This is a genomic window from Pseudomonas sp. MIACH (genome assembly GCF_001269925.1).
In the GTDB taxonomy this organism is placed as follows: Bacteria; Pseudomonadota; Gammaproteobacteria; order Pseudomonadales; family Pseudomonadaceae; genus Aquipseudomonas.
The window spans coordinates 154,528-178,001 of record NZ_LHVO01000063.1; the positions used below are offsets into that span (position 1 = coordinate 154,528).

General features: G+C 62.6%; 22 protein-coding genes and 2 pseudogenes. 15 read left to right on the forward strand and 9 right to left on the reverse strand.

From position 1 onward, the window contains the following. Positions 1-7: 7 nt before the first annotated feature. On the forward strand, positions 8-811 hold the full coding sequence (gene hpaH, locus AD670_RS27525; RefSeq protein ID WP_053139661.1) for a 2-oxo-hept-4-ene-1,7-dioate hydratase: 804 nt from the start codon (positions 8-10) through the stop codon (positions 809-811). A gap of 13 nt (positions 812-824) precedes the next feature. Next, positions 825-1,628, forward strand: a complete 804-nt coding sequence (gene hpaI / locus AD670_RS27530) for a 4-hydroxy-2-oxoheptanedioate aldolase (RefSeq protein WP_053139662.1) — start codon at positions 825-827, stop codon at positions 1,626-1,628. A 79-nt stretch (positions 1,629-1,707) separates the two neighbouring features. Here the strand turns inward: hpaI and hpaR are convergent, their stop codons facing one another. Further along, on the reverse strand, positions 1,708-2,130 hold the full coding sequence (hpaR, locus tag AD670_RS27535) for a homoprotocatechuate degradation operon regulator HpaR (protein WP_053139663.1): 423 nt from the start codon (positions 2,128-2,130) through the stop codon (positions 1,708-1,710). A gap of 239 nt (positions 2,131-2,369) precedes the next feature. On the opposite strand from hpaR, the gene AD670_RS27540 reads away from it, so the two are divergent. The 6 genes from AD670_RS27540 (at position 2,370) to AD670_RS27565 (ending at position 7,244) form a co-directional block, all read left to right on the forward strand. Then, complete coding sequence (locus AD670_RS27540; RefSeq protein ID WP_053139664.1) at positions 2,370-3,668, forward strand: FAD-binding oxidoreductase; 1,299 nt, start codon at positions 2,370-2,372, stop codon at positions 3,666-3,668. A 31-nt stretch (positions 3,669-3,699) separates the two neighbouring features. Continuing rightward, positions 3,700-4,065: a cupin domain-containing protein gene (locus AD670_RS27545; protein ID WP_053139666.1), complete on the forward strand. Its 366-nt coding sequence runs from the start codon at positions 3,700-3,702 to the stop codon at positions 4,063-4,065. A 56-nt stretch (positions 4,066-4,121) separates the two neighbouring features. After that, positions 4,122-4,781 (forward strand): LuxR C-terminal-related transcriptional regulator, encoded by a 660-nt coding sequence (locus tag AD670_RS27550; protein WP_053139668.1) that lies wholly within the window; start codon positions 4,122-4,124, stop codon positions 4,779-4,781. An 85-nt stretch (positions 4,782-4,866) separates the two neighbouring features. Next, the gene (locus AD670_RS27555; RefSeq protein ID WP_053139669.1) at positions 4,867-5,688 is read left to right on the forward strand and encodes a molybdenum cofactor biosynthesis F family protein; all 822 of its coding nucleotides are present in this window, start codon (positions 4,867-4,869) and stop codon (positions 5,686-5,688) included. Then, positions 5,681-6,481, forward strand: coding sequence for an SDR family NAD(P)-dependent oxidoreductase (locus AD670_RS27560; protein WP_053139671.1), 801 nt, complete (start codon positions 5,681-5,683; stop codon positions 6,479-6,481). The genes AD670_RS27555 and AD670_RS27560 overlap by 8 nt, the downstream gene beginning before the upstream one ends. Beyond that, on the forward strand, positions 6,474-7,244 hold the full coding sequence (locus AD670_RS27565; protein ID WP_053139673.1) for an SDR family oxidoreductase: 771 nt from the start codon (positions 6,474-6,476) through the stop codon (positions 7,242-7,244). The genes AD670_RS27560 and AD670_RS27565 overlap by 8 nt, the downstream gene beginning before the upstream one ends. Before the next feature lie 23 nt (positions 7,245-7,267). On the opposite strand, the gene AD670_RS27570 is transcribed toward AD670_RS27565, so the two are convergent. The 4 genes from AD670_RS27570 to AD670_RS27585 all read right to left on the reverse strand — a co-directional run bounded on the left by AD670_RS27570 (position 7,268) and on the right by AD670_RS27585 (position 11,083). Then, complete coding sequence (locus tag AD670_RS27570; RefSeq protein ID WP_053139675.1) at positions 7,268-7,924, reverse strand: TetR/AcrR family transcriptional regulator; 657 nt, start codon at positions 7,922-7,924, stop codon at positions 7,268-7,270. A gap of 15 nt (positions 7,925-7,939) precedes the next feature. Continuing rightward, positions 7,940-8,902, reverse strand: a complete 963-nt coding sequence (gene feaR, locus AD670_RS27575) for a transcriptional regulator FeaR (protein ID WP_053139677.1) — start codon at positions 8,900-8,902, stop codon at positions 7,940-7,942. Between the two features lie 116 nt (positions 8,903-9,018). Beyond that, a complete protein-coding gene (locus AD670_RS27580; RefSeq protein ID WP_053139679.1) occupies positions 9,019-9,639 on the reverse strand; it encodes a DUF3156 family protein in 621 nt (206 codons plus the stop codon). After that, the gene (locus AD670_RS27585) at positions 9,584-11,083 is read right to left on the reverse strand and encodes an APC family permease (protein WP_053139681.1); all 1,500 of its coding nucleotides are present in this window, start codon (positions 11,081-11,083) and stop codon (positions 9,584-9,586) included. Before AD670_RS27585 ends, AD670_RS27580 begins: the two co-directional genes overlap by 56 nt. A 291-nt stretch (positions 11,084-11,374) precedes the next feature. Here AD670_RS27585 and AD670_RS27590 point away from each other — a divergent pair, with 291 nt between their 5' ends. Continuing rightward, the gene (locus AD670_RS27590; RefSeq protein WP_053139682.1) at positions 11,375-12,703 is read left to right on the forward strand and encodes a hypothetical protein; all 1,329 of its coding nucleotides are present in this window, start codon (positions 11,375-11,377) and stop codon (positions 12,701-12,703) included. 43 nt (positions 12,704-12,746) lie between these two features. Here AD670_RS27590 and AD670_RS32385 read toward each other — a convergent pair. Next, positions 12,747-13,058: pseudogene (locus tag AD670_RS32385) on the reverse strand (methyl-accepting chemotaxis protein); the annotation flags it as partial. Further along, positions 13,044-13,706 (reverse strand): annotated as a pseudogene (locus AD670_RS32165) (PAS domain-containing protein); the annotation flags it as partial. The pseudogenes AD670_RS32165 and AD670_RS32385, both read right to left, overlap by 15 nt. Before the next feature lie 264 nt (positions 13,707-13,970). On the opposite strand from AD670_RS32165, the gene AD670_RS27600 reads away from it, so the two are divergent. The 4 genes from AD670_RS27600 (at position 13,971) to AD670_RS27615 (ending at position 18,288) form a co-directional block, all read left to right on the forward strand. After that, positions 13,971-14,948 carry a helix-turn-helix transcriptional regulator gene (locus AD670_RS27600; RefSeq protein WP_053139686.1) on the forward strand — a complete coding sequence of 326 codons (978 nt, stop codon included), beginning with the start codon at positions 13,971-13,973 and terminating at the stop codon, positions 14,946-14,948. A 131-nt stretch (positions 14,949-15,079) separates the two neighbouring features. Further along, entirely contained in the window at positions 15,080-15,961 is an 882-nt protein-coding gene (locus AD670_RS27605; RefSeq protein ID WP_156338324.1) for a transporter, read from the forward strand. 22 nt (positions 15,962-15,983) lie between these two features. Beyond that, positions 15,984-17,147 carry a nitrate/nitrite transporter gene (locus AD670_RS27610; RefSeq protein ID WP_053139688.1) on the forward strand — a complete coding sequence of 388 codons (1,164 nt, stop codon included), beginning with the start codon at positions 15,984-15,986 and terminating at the stop codon, positions 17,145-17,147. Between the two features lie 34 nt (positions 17,148-17,181). Next, positions 17,182-18,288: a class II histone deacetylase gene (locus AD670_RS27615; RefSeq protein WP_053139690.1), complete on the forward strand. Its 1,107-nt coding sequence runs from the start codon at positions 17,182-17,184 to the stop codon at positions 18,286-18,288. Positions 18,289-18,338: 50 nt separating this feature from the next. On the opposite strand, the gene AD670_RS27620 is transcribed toward AD670_RS27615, so the two are convergent. Continuing rightward, complete coding sequence (locus AD670_RS27620; RefSeq protein WP_053139691.1) at positions 18,339-19,271, reverse strand: p-hydroxyphenylacetate 3-hydroxylase reductase component; 933 nt, start codon at positions 19,269-19,271, stop codon at positions 18,339-18,341. A gap of 56 nt (positions 19,272-19,327) precedes the next feature. After that, a complete protein-coding gene (locus AD670_RS27625; RefSeq protein ID WP_053139693.1) occupies positions 19,328-20,497 on the reverse strand; it encodes a p-hydroxyphenylacetate 3-hydroxylase oxygenase component in 1,170 nt (389 codons plus the stop codon). Between the two features lie 263 nt (positions 20,498-20,760). Between AD670_RS27625 and AD670_RS27630 the strand changes: the two genes are divergently transcribed. Beyond that, positions 20,761-22,248, forward strand: coding sequence for an aldehyde dehydrogenase family protein (locus AD670_RS27630; RefSeq protein WP_053139695.1), 1,488 nt, complete (start codon positions 20,761-20,763; stop codon positions 22,246-22,248). 137 nt (positions 22,249-22,385) lie between these two features. Beyond that, positions 22,386-23,447 carry an aromatic ring-hydroxylating dioxygenase subunit alpha gene (locus tag AD670_RS27635; protein ID WP_053139697.1) on the forward strand — a complete coding sequence of 354 codons (1,062 nt, stop codon included), beginning with the start codon at positions 22,386-22,388 and terminating at the stop codon, positions 23,445-23,447. The last annotated feature ends 27 nt before the right edge of the window (positions 23,448-23,474 follow it).

Consider the following 23,474-nt stretch of genomic DNA (forward strand, 5'->3'; position numbering starts at 1 on the left):
TCTTGCCATGCTTGATCAATCACTCATTTTGCAAGCCGCCGCGCGCCTCGACCAGGCCGAACGTTCACGCGAGCAGGTGCGCCAGTTTTCCCTCGATCACCCGGCGATCACCCTCGACGACGCCTATGCCATCCAGCGCGCCTGGGTCGCGCAAAAAATCAAGGACGGGCGCAAGCTGGTCGGCCACAAGATCGGCCTGACCTCCCGGGCCATGCAGGTCTCGTCCAACATCACCGAGCCGGATTACGGCGCGTTGCTGGACGATATGTTCTTCGATGAAGGCACCGACATCCCCTTCGAGCGCTTTATCGTGCCGCGCGTCGAGGTGGAGCTGGCATTTATCCTGGGCAAACCGCTCAAGGGGCCGAACGTGACGGTGTTCGATGTGCTCGACGCCACCGAATGGGTAATCCCGGCGCTGGAGATCATCGATGCACGCATCCAGCAGGTCGACCCGCACACCAAGGCGACCCGCAAGGTGTTCGACACCATCTCCGACAACGCCGCCAACGCCGGCGTGGTCATGGGCGGGCGGGCCGTGCGCCCCACCGAGATCGACTTGCGCAAGGTGCCGGCGGTGCTCTACCGCAATGGCGTGATCGAAGAGTCCGGCGTCTCCGCCGCCGTGCTCAATCACCCGGCAAAGGGCGTGGCCTGGCTCGCGAATAAACTGGCCGCCTATGACGTCACCCTGCAACCCGGGCAAATCATCCTGGGTGGCTCCTTCACCCGTCCGGTGGCTGCCAACCCTGGCGATACCTTCCATGTCGACTACGACATGCTGGGGTCGATTGCCTGCCGATTCGTTTAACGGGAGAGTGCTCATGGACATGCCTATCAACACCTTCAAACGTCGCCTGCGCAGCGGTGAAGCCCAGATCGGCCTATGGCTGGGTCTGGCCGATGCCTATTGCGCGGAACTGGCCGCCAATGCCGGTTTCGATTGGCTGCTGATCGACGGCGAACATGCGCCCAACGACCTGCGCGGCATGCTCGGCCAGCTCCAGGCCGTGGCGCCCTACCCTAGCCATCCGGTGATTCGCCCGGTGATCGGCGACACCGCGTTGATCAAGCAAGTGCTCGACATTGGCGTACAAACCTTGCTGGTGCCCATGGTGGAGAGCGCAGAACAGGCGCGGACGCTGGTGAAAGCCATCCACTATCCGCCCAGGGGCGTGCGCGGCGTCGGCAGTGCGCTGGCCAGGGCTTCACGCTGGAACAGTATTGCCGGTTACCTCGACCACGCCGATGAGCAGATGTGCCTGCTGGTGCAGATCGAAAACCGCGAAGGCCTGGCCAACCTGGATGCGATTGCGGCGGTGGAAGGCGTCGACGGTGTGTTTATCGGGCCGGCAGACCTGAGCGCCTCGATGGGCCATCGCGGCAACCCCGGCCACCCTGAGGTGCAGGCGGCAATCGAAGACGCCATCGTGCGCATACGCAGCGCCGGCAAAGCCGCCGGCATTCTCAGCGCCGACCAGGCACTGGCCCGACGCTACATCGAACTGGGCGCGGCGTTCGTGGCGGTGGGCGTGGACACCACCGTGCTGATGCGCGGGCTGCTAAGCCTGGCGGCGGCCTTCAAGGATTCACCGGCGCCTGCCAGCGCGGCCGGCGCTATCTACTAGGGAGTGCGAACGAAAAGTGACCTGTGGCGAGGGAGGCCGGCTCGCCACAGGCTTATCTGACCGGCATGCCGGCCTCGGCTCAGCGCTTGAGGGTTTTCAACTCGTTGAGCAAGGTCAGCAACGTCTGCAACTTCTCCTCGCCAAACCCCGCCTGCAAGCGCTGGTAATTGGCTTCCATGCTCTGGCTCATCGAGTCGAAACAGGCTTGGCCCTTCTCGGCCAGCCGCACCAACACGCGGCGTTGATCCTGTTGCGCCTTGCGCCGTTCAACCATGCCTGCCGCTTCCATGCGCACCAGCACGCCGGTCATGCTCGGCTTGAGGATGCACGCCAACTCGGCCAGGCGGTTGATCTCAAGCTCATCGTGCTGGTTCAAGATCCGAATGACCCGCCATTGCTGCTCGGTCAACCCGTGCTGATTGAGCGAAGGGCGAAAAAACCCCATGGCGGCTTCACGCGCATGGAGCAAAGTGAGGGTCAGGGATTGGCGCGGTTTGGACATGGAGGGTGGCGTCGCAATTAGTTAACAGATTAACAACATTCTAGCATTGGCAATTGTTCCCCGTGTGCGGCTTTACCGCGCGGCCGGATTCAGGGTTGATTATTGGCAGCCACGGTCAAGAGCCGAGGCACACAGAATCAAGACACCTACCGCTCGGAAGGCACTTAATACACCCCAACAGGCACAGAGCCTCGTGTCGGCTCTGCAGTGAGTTTCCCTTCACTTTTCCAGGCTGCGCCATGATCAATATCGAAACGCCGACCTACTACTCGGCAACCAAGAAATACAACCTCAGCTTCCCCACCCTCGAACAGGACGTGGAAGCCGATGTGGTGGTGATTGGCGGCGGTTTCTCCGGCATCAACACCGCACTGGAACTCGCCGAAAAAGGCATCACCAATATTGTGGTGCTCGAAGCGCGCTACCTGGGCTTCGGCGGTACGGGCCGCAATGGCGGGCAGATCATGGCGGGGATCGGCCATGACCTGGAGAAGATCAAGAACCAGGTCGGCGACGAAGGCCTGCGCCAGATCTTTGAAATCAGCGAGCTGGGTGCCGGCATCATCAAGGATCGCATCGCCAAGTACGCGATCGACGCCGACTTCTGCCACGGCTACGGCTACATGGGCTTCAACGCCCGCCAGGAAAAAACCCTGCGCGCCTGGGAGAAGGACTTCAAGTCGATCAACACCAAGGACGAAATCCGCTTTATGGCGGGGTCCGAGGTCAAGCAGATCATCGGTTCCGACGCCTATACCAGCGCGCTGCTGCACATGGGCGGCGGGCACGTGCACTCGCTGAACCTGCTGCTGGGCGAAGCCAAGGCCCTGGCCGGCCACGGTGTGCGCATCTTTGAGCACAGCCCGGCGCTGGAAGTCAGTTATGGCGAACGCATCACCGTGCGCACCGGCCGAGGCTCGGTCAAAGCCTCCAAGTTGCTGTGGGCCTGCGACAGTTTTCTCAACAAGCTGGAACCGGAACTGCACAAGACTACGGTCAATACCTATGCCTTCCAGTTGATGACCGAGCCGTTGTCGGACGAGATGATCAACCGCATCAGCCCGATTCGCGGCGCCTACAGCGATATTCGCCCGGTGATCGACTACTACCGGGTCACCAACGAAAACCGCTTGCTGTTCGGGGCCGCCACGCCTTTCGTCGAGCACATCCCGCTGGACCTCAAGGCCTGGAACCGCAACCTGATGCTGAAGATTTTTCCCTACCTCAAGGACGTGAAGATCGACCTGGCGTGGGGCGGGCCAATGGCGACCGGGGCCAACCTGTTCCCGCAGATCGGTACGCTCAGCGGGCGCCCGAATGCCTTTTATGTGCAGGGCTACGCCGGCTTCGGGGTCACGCCCAGCCACATCATCTGCAAGGTCCTGGCCGAGGGCATGAGCGAAGGCTCGTCGCGCTATGACCTGATCAGCGCGGTCAAGCATGCGCAGATCCTGGGCAAGGACCATATCCGCCCGCTGCTGCTCACGGCCGGCAAAAGCCTTCATCAACTTTCGGGCTACTTCAACGGTCGCCGTTGAGCCCCGCTGTATCATTCACAGGAGAACTGCCATGCCCGTTACCACCCTGAAGAAAGACATCCAATTATCGGACCTCGATGCCTGGGGCACCGTTGCCGATCTCGGTTCCGAGATCCTCGAAGGTGAAGTCAAAGCCTTTGGCAAAATGACCTTCGGCGCACCAACCGACGCCGTCAGCAGCGCCTATTTCGGCACCACCCAAGGCAAGTTCCGGATGGTCTACCCGTTCTCCGAACAAGCCACGGTGGTCACCGGCGAAGTGGTGCTGACCGACGAAAGCAGCGGCCAGAGCACCCGTTACAAGGCGGGCGACAGCTGGTTCGTGACCAAGGGCACGCCGGTGCTGTGGGAGGTGGTAAGCGAGAGTTTTGTGAAGCACTATTTCGCGGTAGTCTGATCGCTCCCCTCTGCCGGCTTCGGCCGGCAGCGTTTTTACGGCGCAGGTGACTGACCATGCACGCCATCCCCGCTCAGGAAGTCGCCGGCCACTGCCTGCAGGCTTTCACTCAACTGGTGCCCGCCAGCCAGGCAGCGTTCTATTGTGTCGACCGCCAGCTGCAAGCCCGCGATTTCAGGCTGCAAGGCATGAGCGGTGAGATGCACCGCGACTACCTGGACAACTACCGCCAATTCGACCCGTTGCAACCGCGCAATTGCCTGTCCAGCGGGCTGGCGGTGGTGCCGCTGGGTTTTGCCATGGCCCGCCAGCCGCTGCGTGACAGTCGCCGCTATCAAGACTTCCTGCAGCGCTACGGTGTGGTCGATGTGGTGGAGATCGTCGCCCATCGCGCCGACCAGCCCCAGGCGGCCATCTCCTTGCTGCGCACGGCGGAGCAAGGGGTGTTCACCATCGACCAGTTGGCTCAGCTCAATGCCTTGCAGGCGTTGCTGCAAATGGCCGTAGCCAATATGCAGCCCTGCGACGATGCGCTGGCCGGTCTCACGCCCAAAGAGCGGCAGATTGCCTGGTTATTACGTCAGGGCGCGAGCAACAAGCAACTGGCCCTGGAGCTGGACGTCGGCCTGCCGACCATCAAGACGCACTTGATCCACCTGTTTCGCAAAACCGGTGTGAGCAGCCGTACCGAACTGGTCGCCGCGCTGTTTCTTTAAGCCGCCTCAACCCTTTGGTTGATAGGCGAGCCAGGTTACCAACCGCATGATCCGGGGTGTCCATTCCCTCAACCGGAGCCATGCAATGACCACTTCATCCGACTGGATCACCGTAGGCGCCCTCGCCGACGGTTTTGCCCCCGACGCGTTTATCCTGCCCAACCTTGCCGACCTCAACGGCAAGGCCTTCACCCTGCACTTCGCCAACGGCTGGCAGATCGAGCATCGCTTCGACACCGAGCAGCTGCACTGGCACGCCGCCGACGGTCACTCCAGCGGCTCGGCCGCCTACCGCGCCACCTCGGTACGCCCGGGCCTGTACCTGGTCGATTTCATCAAGCATGAAGCCGGCCAGGCCTGGTCGATCAGCCTGGTGCTGGACACCACCACGTCGTCGTTCACCGCCGTGATCGGGCGCATGCCGGACCGCGAACAAACCGAGCAAGGCCTCTACAGCCGTGCCCTGGCCGGCAAGGCCTTGACCTCGGTGGACGTGGACTTCCTGCACGGCAGCCTGGATCAACCCTGGCAGCCGGGCCAATGCCCGCACGCGCCCACCCAGGAACTCACCGGCCTGCGCAATATGTATCGCTACAGCCCCAGCGAAGTCTACGAGCACATCTACCTGAACGATCAGTTCTATGCCTGGCAATGCCTCAAGGGCGTGGAGCAAGGGCTGTGCGATACCGATCGCTGCCACTACTACAAGATCGCCGATCAGCTGTACCTGTTCGTCTGGCGCGAAAAGATCATCCCGACCCTCGGCCTGGTCCTGATCGACCTGCAACAGCACCGCAGCGACGGCAAGATCTTCGGCTATGCCGGTGCGTCGTTCGATGAGCTGTCGAACTTTCCGGTCAGCTCCTACTGCCAAGTGCTCAACCGCACGGAGTATCCCGATGCCTGATCCACGCACCGTTGTCATCACCGGTGCCGGCACGGGCATCGGTGCCGCCTGCGCGCGCTTGTACGCCGCCGAAGGGGCCAACCTGGTGCTCATAGGCCGTCGCCGCGAGCCGCTGGAGCAGGTTGCGCAGGACACCGGCGGCCTGGTGCTGGTCGGCGATGCGGCCTGCCCGGCCACCTGGGAGGGATTCGTTGCGCAGATTGGTCAGCACTACGGTCGCCTCGATGTGCTGCTGGCCTGCGCCGGCGGGCATGGCGTGGGCAGCGCCACCCAGACCAGCCCACACACTTGGGAGGCGGCCTTGCGCAGCAACTTGGACAGCGCGTTCTACAGCGCCCGCGCCTGCCTGCCGCTACTGATAGAAAGCGCTGGCAATATCGTGCTGCTCGGCTCCATCGCCTCGCTGGCCGCCGGACCCGAAGTATGCGGCTACACCACCGCCAAGCATGCGCTGCTCGGGCTCAATCGCTCCCTGGCCCGGGATTACGGGCCACGTGGTGTGCGGGTGAACGCGGTGTGCCCGGGCTGGGTTACCACGCCGATGGCCGACGAGGAAATGCAGCCGCTGATGAGCTTCCATGGCGACACCCTGCAGCAAGCCTATGCCCGCGTATGCGCCGACGTGCCGTTGCGGCGCCCAGCCAGTGCCGAGGAAATCGCCAAGGTGTGCCGCTTCCTGGCGAGCCCGGACGCCGCGATCATCACCGGGGCCAGCGTGGTCGCCGATGGCGGTTCGAGCATCGTCGATGTGCCCACACTGGCTTACGTCCATATGGAGCGTGTACATGCCTGAAGACTTGGATTTCAGCGGCAAGACCGTGCTGGTCACCGGCGGCGCCCAGGGTATCGGCCAGGCCATCGTCGAGGCGTTCGCCTGGCGTGGCGCCCGCGTAATGATCGCGGACCTGCGCCTGGCACAAGCCCAGGCATTGGCCGAAGGCTTGCGTGCGCGAGGCTGCCAGGTCGAGGCCATCGCGCTCGACCTGGCCGACGCGACTGCGGTGTTCGAAGGCATCAAGGCCATCGAACAGGACGAGGGCCGCCTGGATATTCTGGTGCACAACGCCGGCTACTTTCCGTTGACCGCGTTCGCGCAGATCACCCCGGCCATTCTTGAGCGCACGCTGGCGGTGAATCTCTCGGCCCTGTTCTGGCTGACCCAGGCCGCCTTGCCGATGTTTCAACGCCAGGGCGGTGGCTGCGTGCTGGTCACCTCATCGGTCACCGGGCCACGGGTCGCCTATGCCGGACTCAGTCACTACGCGGCGTCCAAGGCCGGGGTCAACGGCTTTATCCGCAATGCAGCACTGGAGCTGGCGACTTACCAGGTGCGCGTCAACGGCGTCGAGCCGGGGATGATTGCCACACCGGCCATGGATAACCTGGGCGACAGCCAGGTCAATGCCGACATCGCCAGCCGCGTGCCACTGGGACGGCTCGGTGCCGCTCAGGATATTGCCGGGGCGATGCTGTTCCTGGCCTCCGACCTGGCGGGCTACATCACCGGGCAGACCATCGTGGTGGACGGCGGCTCGACGTTGCCTGAGGTGAAATGACCTCTGTCGGGGTGTAAACCGGATCAACTGTGGGAGGGGGCAAGTCCCCTCCCACATGTTGATCGTGGTGTATCCGTTGAATAGCGCTCGGCTCCCTCAAGCAGCGACAGTGAATCACTGAACACCCGCGACAACGCCGCAAGCCGTTTGACGTAACCCTGGGGCGTCGAATAGATCAGCTCCACATGCAAGCTGTCGACAATGCCCAGGTAGGCGTCGCCAAACACCTCAAGCGCTTCGGGTCGTACCGTCCTGTATCGACCTTGCGCTGCATGCTGAAAGTCTTGGCGAATACACGCCAGGTAACCCTCAAATCCCGCCGTGATCACGCTGCGAATTTCCGCCGGTGGAAAGTACGCCGTGCGCAACAGAAAGCGCAGGTGCGCCGACCTTTCATAGCGCCCGCTCAACCGTTCAAGGTGCAATTGCCCCGGCACGCCGGTGTGGGCGGTCTCTTCCTTGAAGCACTGCGCGATGTACTGATGTTCATGGGCCAGGGCAATCTCGAAGACCGTCTGAAACAGCGCATCCTTGCTGACAAAATGCGCATACAGCGAGGCCTTGCGCATACCCGCCCCGACCGCGATTTCGTTCAGCGATGAGGCGTCGTAGCCATGGGCGGCAAAGTGTTCAACCGCGACTGCGCAAATGTTATGGGCCGACAGGGTGAGCGGTTTCATGGATCGATGGATACCCTACGCCGCCCCGGCCGCTTGCTGCAGATGAGTGGAACGAAAATCCTTGGGCGACAGCTCGAATTGCTTCTTGAACGAGCGGCTGAAGTGCGCGGAATCGGTGAAACCCCACTTGTAGGCAATCGAGGTGATCGACTCGCTCTTGAGGAACGGGTTGGTCAGATCGTCCGCGCTGCGCTTGAGCCGCGCACGCTGGATGTAGCGGCAGACGCTGTCGTCCTGCTCTTCAAACAAACGGTACAAATGCCGCACCGAGATGTTCAGGCGGCTGGCCAGGCCTACCGGACTGAGGCCGGGTTGGGTCAGGGACTCGTCGATGACTTTCTGCACATAACTGCGCAGGTTGCTGCCCTGCAAGGACACGCCGCTGTCGCCTGGGGCGTCATGCAGTTCAAAGGCTGAACCGAGCAGGGAGACAAACGCCGCTTGCAGGGCCTCGGCCTCTTCAATCGAATCCTGCCCCTCCAGGCCCTCGCGGCACAGCTGGTCCATCAACACGTGGAGCATGCGCCCACAGGCCTTGCTCGAAGAGATCTTGCCGAAGGTTTTCGAGGCGTTGCCCAGCTGCTTGCACACTTCGTTGCGCGAGAGTGACAGTGAGGCATGTTCGATAAGGCCAAACGGGCTGATCTCGATCGAACCCGTGGAGTCCATCAGCAACATATCGCCGGGGGCCAGTTGAATGACCTGGCCGTTCTGGCTGATCTGGCAATAGCCGCTGCGCTGGCTGACGAGGAAACAATGCTGGTCCATATCGTGATCGGCATTGGGCCGCTCGCGTTTGATCAGGCCGGCATTGGTCCGCAGGTTGGCCAGTGACAAGCCGCCCCGGGAGTGCTTGGAAACCTCACCGATGAACAGTGAACGGTTGAAGGCCAGTTCCGTGTCGAAATGGCCGCAGGCCGCTCGCAGATCCCGAGTCCAGGTTTCCAACCCATAGTGCGCAGACTGATAGGTGCTCATGGCATCTCCACAATGGTTTCTTGTTTTTGTTGGCCAATAGTTAACATGTTATCTATATAGGCGCAACAAGTCCGTGATACCGACTGTAGAAGCACTAATGATGCCAATTCCTCAACTCAGATCGCGCCCAATACCCGCTGCAAACCCGCCAGCACCGTCAACAGCCCATCACGCTGCGCGCCGCTCAAGGGGATGTAGCGCCGAAACGCCGGCATGCGGTTGACCACCTCGCTGCCGCCCATGTGTTCCAGCCGAACCTGCCATTGCTGCCCGCTCAAATCGAGGTGCAGGCGCTTGAAGTCCAGCCCCATCAACGCTTGATGCAGGCCGGGGTCGTCGTTCAAGGCTGCCTGGAGCCTGGCCAGCAAAACCGGAGCGCCTGCCCGTTGCCGACAGGCCAGCCCCGTGCGTCGAATCGACCCGCTGTGGTGCACTTCAAAGCGCGCACTGCCCTGCTCTGAGGCGGCCACCGTGAACATGAATTCGGTCATGACCAGGTGCATCAGCAATTGCGCTTCGGTGCGCTCGGCCACGTCGACCTGAAGGCCGATGTCGTCCAGGCAAAACCTTGCCTGGGCTGGCCCCGTCGAGGTGAAACTCGCCAGCCCGAGGTTGCGCCGCACGTACTCAAGCGTGACCCCAGGCCGGTAACCGGACGGGGCCCGTTGGGCGCTGAACAGCTCAGACAGCTTTTGCAGCCTGCTCGAGATAACGGTTGTGAGGGTTGCCAGGCTCATGGGAAAACTCCTTGGCCAGCACTTCTTCTACCGAAGCCGGCTTGAATGGATTGACCTTCTGTACCACCAGTGTCCAGAACAACGCGTATGAAGCCGTGATCCCGAGCATCACCCCGAACGGCACATAAATGTCCGCAGGGTTCATGCCCGGCGGGGTAATGAACCACATGCCCAGCAAGATGCCGACGCTGGAAAGAATCTGTGGCAACGGGAAGAACGGCGAGCGATAGGCCCGTGGCAGATCCGGACGACGAATGCGCAGGATCACCACCGACAGCGTCACCAGCAGATAAGAGAAACTCCACGCACACACCGCCGCCAGCACCAGGTGCATGATGTTGTCGGTGTTGCCGCCCAACCACAGGGCATACAGGCACGGAATCAGCATCGCCACCAGGATGCACAGCAGCGGCGTCTTGAAGCGCGGGTGCAAATAAGTGAAGACCTTGGGCAACGCGCCGTCCACCGCCATGCCGTAGAGAATCCTCGGCACGCCCGCCATCAGCGTATTGATGGTGGCGGCACCGGCGAACAGGAAACCGATCCCCAGCCACAGCGGGCCAATATCGCCCATGACCTGCTGGGCAAAGCGTGGGATCGCCATGGGCGTGTCGAGCAGGTGCACGCCGGTGGCGGCATCCAGCACCACGTTTTCCACCTGGCGCTTCATCGCCGCGCCGTAGATGAACATGCAGGTCGCCACGCTCAACAAGCCGAAAATCATGGCCTTGGGCATGACCTTGGCCGAGTTGCGCAGGTCCGGGGCCAACGGCGTGACGAACTCACAACCAACGAACATGAACATGGCCATGCCCACCAGCGACAGAATGGTGATCAGGTCGGTACCCACCAGCGACACGCCGAACCAGCCCTCCAGTTGCACCGCTGGTGCGGCGATCAGACCGAGCACGCCGAACACCATCAGCGTGGTCCACATGCCGAACGTCAGGATGATCTCGGCCCTGCCGAAGGCGCTGACGCCAAAGGCATTGAGAATGCCGAACACCACGACAAACCCCACCCCCAGCAACCAGGAACCGCCGGCAGACTCCGCCAGGGTATTGAGGTGTTCGAAGTTCACCAAGGCCATGACCCCGGACAAAATCGTCTCGGCGGTGCCAGCGAACACATGCACGATCAGGTACGCCGACAACGTGCCGGTGATCGCAAAGAAACGGCCCATGCCGCAATTGATGTAGTCGTAGACCGAGCCGGTGGTCGGCAGGATCGAGGCGGCCTCGGCGAAGGTGGTCGCCTGGGCCAGCATCATCACCACCGCAATCAGCATGGCCACCGCGAAGGCGCTGCCGCCAATACCGAAGCCCATGGTTGCGGTGAGAATCACCGGGCTGGCCATGATCAGGCCAATGGTGCTGGCCAGCGCGGTCGGAAACCCGACGCTGCCTCGTTTCAAATGCTGTGTGAGCCGGTCATTGATCGACATGGTACGGATCCTCGAAAGCGGATTTCTGAGTGGATGCATCGAGCCGTACAAGGAGCCGGCGATAAAGCCCTCCCCAGCCAGTCCCTGATCGAAACGGCATCGTGCGCAAAATCACTGTGCGCCTCCCCGGCGCTGATCGTCTTGCCCATGTCTGCCGTGGCTTTTGTTGCTGCCTGCCAAGGCATACGGCTTGGCGGGCAGGATCAATTGCGTGGCACGCAGGTGAAAGACTTTCCCTGCCTGCGGTCATCTTAATGCGCCCTCGACCTAACCATGCTGGGGAATATAACAATGGAGCACACACTCAAACCACGCACGCTGTCCTTGGCCGTCGGCCTGGGTATCGCACTGTTGATCGGCCATTCATCGGCCCAGGCCTATGAGCTGTACGCCGATGAGGACACCCACCTGAATGCGGACTTCCTGGCGGTCTACGGGATGTTCAACAGCCGTCACAACTACGACGGCACACCGGGCGGCTCGACCTGGCGCGAGGGTTTCATCAAGTACGGGGTGAGCGGCGACCAGGGCCTTGCAGGGCACGGCACTGCGTATGGCGCGCTCAACTGGGTCAGCTCCGGCACCTGGGGCGACGGCGATGCGGCGGGCAACACCGGTGGCAGCGAACGCACCACCAAAATCGAAGACGCCTACCTGGGATGGCGCTCGGCCGATCTGTTTCCGGCGCTGGGCAAGGACGGTGTGGATTTTTCCGTCGGGCGCCAGGTGGTCAAGATCGGCCGGGGTTTCCTGATCAACGACGACGGCCCCAACCTGGGCAAAGGCCCGGCTGACGGTGCACTGAATCGTGGCGGCGCCTATTACCTGGCGGCACGCCACGCGTTCGACCGCACGGCGGTGCTGCGCCTGGGCGGGCAAGAGGGCCTGCACGGTTCGGTGCTGTGGCTCAAGTCGGACAACCGTGCCCAGGCCGAAACCGAACTGGCGGCGGGCACCCTCGACTACACGGCCGCCGCTGGCACGCTGGGCTTGACCTGGGTCCACGGCATGAACGTCACCGACCAGTGGGCCAGCGACTTCCAGAAACAGCGCGAGGGCCTGGACACTTACAGCCTGCGCGGCGAAGGCAGCGCGGGCATCGACAACGCCAGCTTCGCCTTCGAATACGCCTGGCAAGACAAGGACGCGGGGCCGGAAAAAGCCTGGTACGGCGAGGCCGGCTACACCTTCGCCGATGTCGGTTGGTCGCCAAAAGTGACCTACCGCTACACGCGCTACTCGCAAAAATGGGATCCGCTGTTCACCGGGCTCAGCAGCGGCTACGGCACCTGGTTCCAGGGTGAAGTCGCCTCCAACTATGCCGGCCCGTTCAACAGCAATACCGGCATCCATCACGTCGGTCTCAAGGCGACGCCCCTGGAGAACCTGACGGTCGGCGCGCTGTACTTCGACTTCAATACCCTGCGCAAACACGACGCGCTGAACCTCGACGCACGGGAGCTGGACCTGTACGCCGAATGGGCGGTCAACAGCCACCTGATCATCAGCCCGCTGGTGGGCATCTACCAACCCAAGAAGGCTGCCGACACCGGGGGTAACCAGGTGGGTGGCAACGGCACCAACCTCTACAGCCAACTGACCGTGGCCGTGCCTTTCTGACCGGCCTCAGGAGCTGCGCCGCAGCTCCCTCCTAGCGTTCGTGCTGATGCAGCATCGTCTGGATCTGATGGGTCGCCTGACGGGTGTTTTCCGCCAGCTTGCGCACCTCATCGGCCACCACCGAGAACCCGCGCCCGACCTCGCCGGCCCTGGCCGCTTCAATGGCGGCGTTCAAGGCCAGCAGGTTGGTCTGGTCGGCAATGCCCTTGATCACACTCACCACCGTGGCGATCTGGCCATAGGTGGCCTGATTGTGTGCGAGCAGCTGTTGATGGGTGGTCTTCGCCGACTGCTCATCGCTGATATCGCGTACCGCGCCGATCACCCGCGTCAAACGCCCCTGGGCATCGCGCACCGCTCGCCCGCGCTCCCTGCACCAGATGTAGTCACGGGTCTTGTGGCGCATCCGGTATTCAAACACGTACTCACCGCTGCCCTGGGGCGCAAGGATTTCCTGATCGAAGATCGCCATGATCTTCTGCAGGTCATCGGGGTGGGTAATGCTGACCTGCGCGTCCCAGCCATCGGGCAGCTCATGGGGCGCGTAGCCCAGGAGCAGACGGAACTGATTGAAAATCCGCATGCAGCTGGCGGGGTCCTGCACGTCACCGTTGACCACGGTGATGTCCCAGCAGCCTTCGGTCATGGTGCAGAGCAGCAGCTCCCAGATCTGCGTCTCGTGTTGATGCGCAAGGGCGCGCTGCGCATGCTCACGCAACTCGGCTTCCAGCGCCTGTTCACGCTGCCCGGCCTGCTCCAGTTGCCGGCGAAGCACGGCAAGTGCCTGTTCGCTGCGCGCCCCTTCGGCAGCCTGATCGCGGGCTGACTCCTCGAGCAACAGCAACTGCCGCGTAGCCTGCGCATGTTGTGTGGCGAGTTGCTCCAGGTCGGCCTGCACCGACGGATAAGCGTGCAGTGCCTGGGTTCCCAACACCTCCCCCGCCAGCAGTTGCTTGAGGACGGCGGCAACGTCCTGCATCGGCTGTTTTTTCTTGAAGAACATCGGCCTGGCCCTTTCTGATCGAGTCGAAACCCCGGATCTGATCGCAAACCGAGCGTGATTGCTTGTACGAGCCTGCAAGACTTTTGCGCGTGGCTGCCATCCAAAAAACCCCTGCGTCGGGCGCTATCATGCATCTGTAGGATGGTGATCGGCTTTCAACCCGTCGATACTTGTCCCCAGGCCCTGCCCACGTCCAAACGACGTTCCGGCCCTTAATGACTTCGTGACGAAAACAATAAGAATGTCGCACAGAGGTACATACGAATGAGCCGTCATGATCATGGTCACGCCAGCCTGCTGGAGGCATTCAGCGCGATGACACTGGAGCTCCAGCGCCTGGCGCAGGACAAAGACATCGAGCACTTCCACGAAGCGGCGCTGAGCTGCATCCGCCAACTACTGCCCTTCGACAGCGCCTGGTGGGGCCGGGCTGCGCTGATTGACGGCCTGCCGGAAGAACACAGCTCCTACCTCTACAACCTGCACCGCAGCTACCTGGCCGATTGGCAATCGATTCGCCATATCGATGTGACCATCGCCAGGGTCAACGACGTGCCGGGACAAGCGGTCATCGTCGACATGCGCAACCCCGCCAACGGCCCGGGGCTCAACTGGCTCGGCTCGTGCTACGCGATCGGTGAGTTACTGTGCGTCGTGTACATCGACCCGCAAACCCACCTCAGCGATCACCTCACGCTCTACCGTGCGCCCGACGCCCCACGCTTTACCGAGCAGGACTGCCTGCTGCTGAACAACCTCATGCGGCACCTGGTGGCGGCGGTCTCGGCCAATCAGATTCGTACCTTGGTCGCCATGCGCGAAGCCCTCACCCACCCGCGCAATCTCGCACTTGCCGTGTGCGACCAGCGCGGCACCCTGCACTGTACGGAACGTGGCTTCGTCGACTTGCTGCTCAGCGAATGGCCGGACTGGACCGGCCCTTGCCTGCCGGTCGCGATGGACGCCGGGGGCTATGACGGCAAGCACCTGCAGGTCGAGGCCTCGACGGTCGGCGACCTGCTCCTGCTGGCTGCCCGCAGCCGTACGGTGCTGATGCAACTGAGCCCTCGGGAGAATGCGGTGGCCCAGGGTTTCGGCGAAGGCAAGACCTACAAGGAAGTCGCCCGCGACCTGGGCATGTCGCCCAATACCGTGCGCCATCACATCCGCGCCATCTACAGCAAACTCGGGGTCAAGGACAAAGCCCGAATCGCCCACCTGCTGCACGCCCCGCCTGATTGATCGGCACCACTGACCCGCGCTGACTTTTTCGCTGTCGTTTTGACGGCCACGGGACACCTTTGCGCTTTTTTTGTCCCCCCTGCCACCCACGGGCGAGCCGTTCGCCACACAACACCTCAAAGAGAGATGCCATGCCCATGATCCACACCTTCACCCGCACCACCACACTGGCCCTGCTCGGCGGCCTGTCGAGCCTGCACGCCAGTGCGGCCGACCTCAACGCCCGGGACTTTTTCGGCGCCCCCTCGGGTACCAGCCTGGGCGTGCTGTACCTGCCGGCAAGCCGCGCCAGTGACTTCCACGGCCCGGCCGACAGCACCGGCAAGGCCGACCTGAAGGTCAACGCCGTGGCGTACCGCCAAGTGTTCTTCACCGACCTCTGCGGCACCCTCTGTACCCCACAGTTCATCGTGCCTTTCGCCGACATCAACGCCCGCCTGCCTGGTGCCGGCCAGCACAGCGCAGAAAGCGGTTTCGGTGATCCCCAGGTCGGCGGCACGGTGTTTTTCATCAACGATCCAGCCTCGCGCACCTACAGCGGCCTACTGACCCTGATTACCCTGCCTGTGGGCGAATACCACGGTAACAATCCCGATGTGTCGCCCGGTGCCAATCGCTGGGGTACCACCTTCGTTTACAACTACACCCAGGGCATCGGTGAAAAATGGGTGCTGGAAGCCAACCTCGAAGCCCAACTCTATGGCAAGAACGACGACTACTTCGGCAGCGACCTGAAACAGGACCCGCTGTACCGCCTGCAAGCCTTCGCCTCCTACGACTTCACACCCAGCACCTACGGCGCACTGCGACTGATCCACGCCGATGGCGGCGAATTGCGGATCAATGACCAGCGCATCGACAACACCCACAAGCGCTACACCCAAGTGGGCTTCGAGGTTGGTCACTGGCTGGATAAACAGAACCAGTTGATGGTCGGCCTCTCGCAGAACGTCGCCACCGACAACGGCTATCACGGTACCGACGCGCTGCTGCGCCTGGTCCATGTGTTCTGAATCCCCTCATCGGAGCTTGCCCATGAACACCCAGATCCAACCGCTCACCGATGAACGCGCCCACGCCTCATCCCCATTGGCATTGCTGGCAGCCATTGTGCTGTTCGCTGCCATCACCCCGACCATTCTCATGACCGCACCGGCCGTGGCTGCGCAACTGGCGACGCAATGGCAGTTGAGCCCGTCACAGATCGGGGACCTGTTCTCCACCGAACTCGGAGCCATGAGCCTGGCCACCCTGCCCGCACTGTGGTGGCTCAAGCGTGTCGACTGGCGCCGCGCCGCCTTGCTGGCCGGGTTGCTGTTCATCGCCGCCAACCTGCTTTCAATGCTGGCCCACGACTACCCGATACTCCTGGCACTGCGCTTTTGCAGCGCCCTGGCCGGTGGCTCGTTGATGATCATCTGCCTGTCCAGTGCGGCCTCCACGGCCAATCCCGGGCGTGTCTACGGGTTATGGGTGATGGGGCAACTGGTGGTCGGGGCGATCGGTCTGAGCATTCTGCCCCGGCTGTTCGAGCACTACGGGTTGTCAGCCTGCTACCTGATCCTCGCCGCCTTGATGACGCTCTTTCTGCCCCTGGCACGGCACTTTCCCCAGGGCAGCCCGGCGCCTGAAAAAGCCGCCGAGCGCATCGCCCTCGCCTCCCGGTGGAAAGCCGCACTGGGCATTCTGGGCCTGCTGAGTTTCTACGTCAGCCTGAGCGGTGTCTGGACCTTTATCGGTTCCATCAGCAGCCACGCCGGCCTATCTGCCGAGGCCAGTGGCGAGATTCTGGCGCTCGCCACGGTGATGGGCATCGTCGGGGCCGGTTGTACCTCACTGATCGGCGACCGTCTGCCACGCCTGTTGCTGTTACTGCTGGGGTACGCGTTGATGGCAGGCGCCGTGCTGTTGCTGCTGGGCCAGCCCGACATGCTGCGTTTTGCCTTGGCGGCGCTGCTTTTCAAGTTCACCTGGACCTTCATCCTGCCGCTGGTCCTGGCCTGCCTGGCCGACCTCGACCGCTCCGGAAAATTGATGAACGCCTCCAACCTGGTGATCGGTGGCGGCCTGGCCATCGGCCCGACCGTGGCTGGCCGGATGATCGAAGCCAGCGGCGGCTTCCAATCACTGCTGATCGCAGGGGCGTGCATCACTGTGCTGTCCCTGGTGTTGATGCTGAGCAGCCGCCCAAATGCCTGACAGGCCCTTTTACCCCAACGAAAATGGAAAGACGATGAGCCGAAAAAGTGCATTTTTCTTCGACGAACTCAGCCTCTGGCACAGCGCCGGGTTGCACGCCTTGACCTTACCGGTGGGCGGGTGGGTTCAGCCGCCTGCCGCCGCCGGCCACGCCGAGTCACCGGAAACCAAACGTCGCTTGAAGAGCCTGCTGGACGTTTCCGGCCTGACCCGCCACTTACAGGTGCGCAGTGCCAACGCGGCCACCGATGAAGACCTGCTGCGGGTGCACACGCCCAACTACCTGCAACGCTTCAAGGCGATGAGCGATGCCGGGGGCGGCGAGTTGGGGCCCCACGCGCCCATCGGGCCTGGCAGTTATGAAATAGCCAGGCTCTCCGCCGGGCTGGCCATGGCGGCAGTGGATGCGGTGCTGTCCGGCGAAGTCGACAATGCCTATTCTCTGTCGCGCCCACCCGGCCACCACTGCCTCGCCGACAACGCCATGGGCTTCTGCTTCCTGGCCAACATCGCCATCGCCATCGAAGCCGCAAAAGCACGGCGTGGCCTGGGCAACGTCGTGGTGATCGACTGGGACGTGCACCACGGCAACGGCACCCAATCGATCTTCGAAGAGCGCGGCGATGTGCTGACGATTTCCCTGCATCAGGACGGCTGTTTCCCGGCAGGTTACAGCGGTGAAGCCGATCGCGGGCGCGGCGCGGGGCTGGGTGCGAACATCAATATCCCGTTGCCCCCCGGCAGCGGTCATGAGGCGTATATGCACGCGATGGAGCGCATCGTGATTCCAGCGCTGGAGCGCTTCGGGCCGGAATTGATCATCGTCGCCTGCGGCTACGACGCCAACGCCGTCGACCCACTGGCGCGAATGCTGTTGCACAGTGACTCGTTCCGGCACATGACCCGTCTTGTACGCCAAGCAGCCGAACGCCTGTGCCAGGGCCGCCTGGTGCTGGTGCACGAAGGCGGCTATTCCGAAGCCTATGTACCGTTTTGCGGGCTGGCTACCATTGAGGAATTGGTGGGCGTGAGGACACAGGTCGGCGACCCCATGCTGGAGTTTGTGCAGTTGCAGCAACCGAACGCGGCGCTGGCGGCGTTTCAGTTGCGCTTAGTCGATGAGTTGGCCGAAGCTCGCTGAGCGTGATGCAAAAAAATCCGATGTCGTTGCCGGCATCGGATTTTGGCCAGTCAGCAGTGGCTGATCAGTCGCTGCAACACCGTCTTGAAGGTGTCGATCTGGTCCTGGCTGAACTCGGCGAACACCTTGTCCTGCTGTTCCCGTGCAATGGCCCAGAGGTCTTCGGTCTGTTCGATACCCGCAGCGGTCAGGCGTACGCCGTGTTCATCGTCGTCGACCAGCCCCTTGCGCTTGAGGTTGGCCACGGCGTCGTCGATTTCCCGCACCGGCATCGCCACTTCCCGCAGCAGGTCGCTGGCGCTCAGGCGGGCGTCGTTCTCCAGCACCATCAGCATCCGCGCCTCGTTGGTACGCAGGCCGGTGGACAGTTGCCGGGGCTGATAGCTGGACTGGTAGGCGCGTACCGCCTGGGTCATCAGGTAATACAGGTTATGACTCAGGCGCCCCTGGAAGTGGCTGCTCGGCGGCTGGCTTTCGTCGCGCCTGGTCATGCGCGTGTGGGGCAGGACCATGGAGTAGGCGCCCTGGTGGTAGAGCAGCGGCGAGCGCCCGAAATCGTCGAAGGCCACCACCTTGCCGATCATGATCCAGTGATCGCCGCCGTCCACCTGCTGGTATTTTTCACAGTGAAAACGTGCCGCACAATCGGCGAACACCGGCGCCCCGCCCTCCCCCGGTTCATAGGCGATCTCGGCGAAGCGGTCGTCCTTGGGCCGGGCAAAATTGTTCGAGAGGTCGATCTGGTCCGCCGCCAGCACGTTGACCGCGAAGTGGCTGGCCTCCTCGAATACCCCGTGGCTGCTGGAGCGTTTGTCGATGCTCCACAGCACCAGCGGTGGGTCCAGGGACACCGAGTTGAAGCTGTTGGCGGTAACGCCCACCTTGCGGCCGGAGGCGTCGGCGGCGGTGACCACGGTCACGCCCGTGGCAAAGTTGCCCAGGGCCCGGCGAAAGGCGCGTGGGTCGAAGGTCGATTCAGACATGCAAGACTCCCGGGCTGCGTCAGGCGCAGCCCTGATTGTTGTTTTCAAAAGCGCGTTCAGATCATGCTCGGATCGGGCTCCAGGCCCATCAACTCGCGGCCGAGGATCTGTGCACAGACGTCGTAGTCGGTGTAGGCATGCGCGCCGGTCATGTGCGAGTCGCGGAACAGGCGCTGCATCTCGTTGTGCTCGAACCAGGCATTGCCGCCGGCGGCTTCGAACAGACGGTCCACCGCCTGGATGCACATCTTGGTCGCGTAGGCCTGGTTGGTGCGCCAGAACGCCAGGGTCTCGCGGCTTGGGTAGCGCTGCTGCTCACTGTGTTCGGCGTGTTCGTCCCAGGTTTTTTCGAGGAAGGCGCGCGCGGCGGCCACCTGGTGAGTCGACTCGGCCAGGCGCATCAACGCCGGGGTCGCGGCACCGACTGCCGCGCCAGTGTAGGCGCGCACGCGGGTCTTGGTCTTTTCGCGGAACACCTCCAGCATCCGCTCGGCGACGCCCAGGCTGACGGTGGAAAAGCCGCTGGCAAAGTAAGGCCGGTACGGTGAGTAGAAAATCTTGCTGTCGGGGTACAGACCGAAGCCGGCGGACTGGCCTTCCATCATGTCCTTGGCTTTCTGGATGCGGTGTTCCGGCACCCAGGCCTTGTCGATGATCAAGGTCTTGGTGCCGCTGCCTTTCATGCCGGCGGCAAACCAGTCATCGCGGATCTGGTAGTCACTGCGCGGCAGCACCGCGAAGCAGTAATCCTGGGTGCCCTGGGGGTTGTTGCGGCGGAAACCCACGATAGCCCACTCGGCGTGATCACAGCCGCTGCTCCAGCCCATTTCCCCGCTGAACAACACGCCGCCATCGACTTCCTCGGTGCGCCCGAACGGCGCGATGCTGCTGCTCGCAGTGGCATCCGGGTCAGCGCCCCAGACCTCCTGCTGCAATTGGGCCGAGAACAGTGCCAATTGATGGCTGTGGGTACACAACAGGCTCATGGCCCAGGCCGTGCTGGCGCAGGCTCCGGCGAGCAACGCGATGCAGTCGGCAAACTGCGGCAGCGACAACTCCATGCCGCCGAACACTTTCGGCTGAAACACACGGTGCATGCCGATGCTCTTGAGCAGCGCAATATTCTCGGCGGGCACCTTGCGGTCCTGCTCGGCCACCAAGGCATTGGCGGCGATGGTCGGCAGGATGGACTTGAGGTCTTCGAGGAGCGGGTTTGGCTTTTTCATGGATGGCCCTGCTTATTATTGGATGTCCGGGCACCGCCAGAAATCGAGGCGTGACGCCGGATGCAGGGCCAGTATGGAGCGCGCCTTCCTGGCAGGACATGCACCTTCCAGAGTCAAGATTGTACTTTTCAAAGGCTCAGGCTGATCCGTCGCGCACAGGCGTTGGCAGCCACAGACATGCCACTGGGCAGCCACAGTCAAGCCCGTTCCGGCCACTGCGATTAACCTCGGGCTTTTCAATGTCTGCCACCAGGAAAAACCCCATGAGCGATATTCCACTGCTGCCCCAGGTTGAAGCCTTCCTCCGTCGAAACCATACGTTGTTCATCGACGGTGGCTACGTCGAGAGCCATTCCAGTCAGCGGTTGGAGGTGATCAATCCGGCGACCGGCCAGGTCATTGCCGACGTCGCCGCCGCCGACCCGGCCGACATTGACGCGGCTGTGGCGTCGGCGAGCCGCGGCTTCAAGCAGTGGTCGCAGGTCGCACCGGCGGTGCGCGGCAATGTACTGCTCAAGCTGGCCGACCTGCTGGAGCAACACCGCGAAGAACTGGCACAGATCGAAACCTGCCAGTCGGGCAAGATCATCCAGATTTCCCGTGCTTTCGAAGTCGACCAGGCCGCGCATTTCCTGCGTTACTACGCGGGCTGGGCCACCAAGATCAGCGGCCAGACCATTACTCCGTCGCTGCCCTCCTTCGCCGGCGAGCGCTACACCGCGTTCACCCTGCGCGAGCCGGTCGGGGTGGTGGTCGGCATCGTGCCGTGGAATTTCTCGACCATGATCGCCATCTGGAAACTCGCCTCGGCGCTGGTGACCGGTTGCAGCATCATCATCAAGCCCAGCGAGTTCACCCCGCTGACCATCCTGCGCATCGCCGAGCTGGCGATTGACGCCGGCCTTCCCGCCGGCGCGCTGAACGTATTGACCGGCGGCGGCAGCGTCGGCAAAGGCCTGATCGAACACCCCGGCACCGACAAGGTGTCGTTCACCGGCTCCGTGCCGACCGGGATTGCGGTGGGCCAGAGTGCCATGGGCGCCGGGCTGACCCGGGCTACCCTTGAACTGGGCGGAAAAAACTCGGCAGGGTTCCTGCGCGATGTGGACCTGGACAAGGCCGTCAACGGCATCATCGAAGCGGGCTTTTTGCACTCCGGGCAAATCTGCGCCGCCGCCGAACGCTTCTTTGTGCACCGTTCGCAGATCGAAGCGGTCATGGGCAAACTGGCCCAGCGCCTGGGCGCGCTGAACATCGGCTCGCCCCTGGATGAGCGCACCGAATTCGGCCCGGTCACCAACCGCCAGCACCAACTCAAACTCGGCGAGTTCTTCGCCAAGGCCCGCGCCGAAAACAACCGCATCATTCACGGTGGCAACCTGATCGACCGTCCTGGCTGTTACGTCGAACCGACGATCATCCTCGCCAACAGCGTCGACGACACCCTGCTCAACGAGGAGACCTTCGGTCCCATTGCCACGTTCTTGCCGTACGACAGCGAAGAAGAACTGCTGGCCTTGATGAACAACACACCCTACGGCTTGAGCGCCAGCCTGTGGACCAACGACCTCAGCAAAGCCTTGCGCATGGTGCCCGCCATCGAGGCGGGCACGGTGTGGGTGAACATGCACACGATGCTGGACCCGGCGGTGCCGTTTGGCGGCAACAAATCCTCGGGGATAGGCCGGGAGTTCGGCAGTGCGTTCATCGATGACTACACCGAGCTGAAGTCGGTGATGATTCGCTACTGAATCCAACCAGTGGATCCATTGAAACGTAATCGTCCGATAATCGCCCAATAAAGCGACCACAATAGATTGACTCTCCATCAGGCCAGCCATTTAATGGATCCATTAAATAAAAACAATCCGCCGCCTGGAGAGTCATCATGTACCCGAAGAACACCTGGTATGTCGCCTGCACCCCCGATGAAATCGCGCACAAGCCCCTGGGTCGACAGATCTGTGGCGAAAAAATGGTGTTTTATCGTGGCCAGGAAGGCGCCGTGGTGGCGGTCGAGGACTTCTGCCCCCATCGCGGTGCGCCGCTGTCACTGGGTTATGTCGAGAACGGCAACCTGGTCTGCGGCTACCACGGCCTGGTCATGGGCGGCGACGGCAAGACCGTGGAAATGCCCGGCCAGCGGGTGCGTGGCTTTCCGTGCAACAAGACCTTTGCCGCCGTTGAACGCTACGGCTTCATCTGGGTGTGGCCCGGCGATCAGAGCCAGGCCGACCCGGCGCTGATCCACCACTTGGAATGGGCCGTGAGTGATCAATGGGCCTATGGCGGCGGGCTGTTTGATATCCAGTGCGACTACCGCCTGATGATCGACAACTTGATGGACCTGACCCACGAAACCTACGTGCACGCCTCCAGCATCGGCCAGAAGGAAATCGACGAAGCGCCGCCCGTGACCACGGTGGACGGCGATGAGGTCGTCACCGCCCGGCACATGGAAAACATCATGGCCCCGCCGTTCTGGCGCATGGCCCTGCGCGGTAATAACCTCGCCGATGACGTGCCGGTGGACCGCTGGCAGATCTGCCGCTTCACCCCGCCCAGCCATGTGCTGATCGAAGTCGGCGTGGCCCACGCCGGCAAAGGTGGCTATAACGCCGCCCCCGAACACAAGGCTGCGAGCATCGTGGTCGACTTCATCACCCCGCAAACCGAGACCTCGATCTGGTACTTCTGGGGCATGGCGCGCAACTTCAACCCCCACGATGAGGCACTGACCGCAAGCATTCGCGAGGGCCAGGGCAAGATTTTCAGCGAAGACCTGGAAATGCTCGAACGCCAGCAACAGAACCTGCTGGCCCACCCGCAGCGCAACCTGCTCAAGTTGAATATCGACGCGGGTGGCGTGCAGTCACGCAAGATCCTGGAGCGACTGATTGCCAAGGAACGCGCCCTCGAACCGCAACTGATCGCCACCACCACCGCCTGAACAGCGCGACAACTTTGCGAGGACTGA

Excerpts from the sequence above, each read along its gene's own strand:
- hpaH (WP_053139661.1), top strand. The coding sequence starts at position 8 with ATGCTTGATCAATCACTCATTTTGCAAGCCGCCGCGCGCCTCGACCAG.
- hpaI (WP_053139662.1), top strand. The coding sequence starts at position 825 with ATGGACATGCCTATCAACACCTTCAAACGTCGCCTGCGCAGCGGTGAA.
- hpaR (WP_053139663.1), bottom strand. The coding sequence starts at position 2,130 with ATGTCCAAACCGCGCCAATCCCTGACCCTCACTTTGCTCCATGCGCGT.
- AD670_RS27540 (WP_053139664.1), top strand. The coding sequence starts at position 2,370 with ATGATCAATATCGAAACGCCGACCTACTACTCGGCAACCAAGAAATAC.
- AD670_RS27545 (WP_053139666.1), top strand. The coding sequence starts at position 3,700 with ATGCCCGTTACCACCCTGAAGAAAGACATCCAATTATCGGACCTCGAT.
- AD670_RS27550 (WP_053139668.1), top strand. The coding sequence starts at position 4,122 with ATGCACGCCATCCCCGCTCAGGAAGTCGCCGGCCACTGCCTGCAGGCT.
- AD670_RS27555 (WP_053139669.1), top strand. The coding sequence starts at position 4,867 with ATGACCACTTCATCCGACTGGATCACCGTAGGCGCCCTCGCCGACGGT.
- AD670_RS27560 (WP_053139671.1), top strand. The coding sequence starts at position 5,681 with ATGCCTGATCCACGCACCGTTGTCATCACCGGTGCCGGCACGGGCATC.
- AD670_RS27565 (WP_053139673.1), top strand. The coding sequence starts at position 6,474 with ATGCCTGAAGACTTGGATTTCAGCGGCAAGACCGTGCTGGTCACCGGC.
- AD670_RS27570 (WP_053139675.1), bottom strand. The coding sequence starts at position 7,924 with ATGAAACCGCTCACCCTGTCGGCCCATAACATTTGCGCAGTCGCGGTT.
- feaR (WP_053139677.1), bottom strand. The coding sequence starts at position 8,902 with ATGAGCACCTATCAGTCTGCGCACTATGGGTTGGAAACCTGGACTCGG.
- AD670_RS27580 (WP_053139679.1), bottom strand. The coding sequence starts at position 9,639 with ATGAGCCTGGCAACCCTCACAACCGTTATCTCGAGCAGGCTGCAAAAG.
- AD670_RS27585 (WP_053139681.1), bottom strand. The coding sequence starts at position 11,083 with ATGTCGATCAATGACCGGCTCACACAGCATTTGAAACGAGGCAGCGTC.
- AD670_RS27590 (WP_053139682.1), top strand. The coding sequence starts at position 11,375 with ATGGAGCACACACTCAAACCACGCACGCTGTCCTTGGCCGTCGGCCTG.
- AD670_RS27600 (WP_053139686.1), top strand. The coding sequence starts at position 13,971 with ATGAGCCGTCATGATCATGGTCACGCCAGCCTGCTGGAGGCATTCAGC.
- AD670_RS27605 (WP_156338324.1), top strand. The coding sequence starts at position 15,080 with ATGCCCATGATCCACACCTTCACCCGCACCACCACACTGGCCCTGCTC.
- AD670_RS27610 (WP_053139688.1), top strand. The coding sequence starts at position 15,984 with ATGAACACCCAGATCCAACCGCTCACCGATGAACGCGCCCACGCCTCA.
- AD670_RS27615 (WP_053139690.1), top strand. The coding sequence starts at position 17,182 with ATGAGCCGAAAAAGTGCATTTTTCTTCGACGAACTCAGCCTCTGGCAC.
- AD670_RS27620 (WP_053139691.1), bottom strand. The coding sequence starts at position 19,271 with ATGTCTGAATCGACCTTCGACCCACGCGCCTTTCGCCGGGCCCTGGGC.
- AD670_RS27625 (WP_053139693.1), bottom strand. The coding sequence starts at position 20,497 with ATGAAAAAGCCAAACCCGCTCCTCGAAGACCTCAAGTCCATCCTGCCG.
- AD670_RS27630 (WP_053139695.1), top strand. The coding sequence starts at position 20,761 with ATGAGCGATATTCCACTGCTGCCCCAGGTTGAAGCCTTCCTCCGTCGA.
- AD670_RS27635 (WP_053139697.1), top strand. The coding sequence starts at position 22,386 with ATGTACCCGAAGAACACCTGGTATGTCGCCTGCACCCCCGATGAAATC.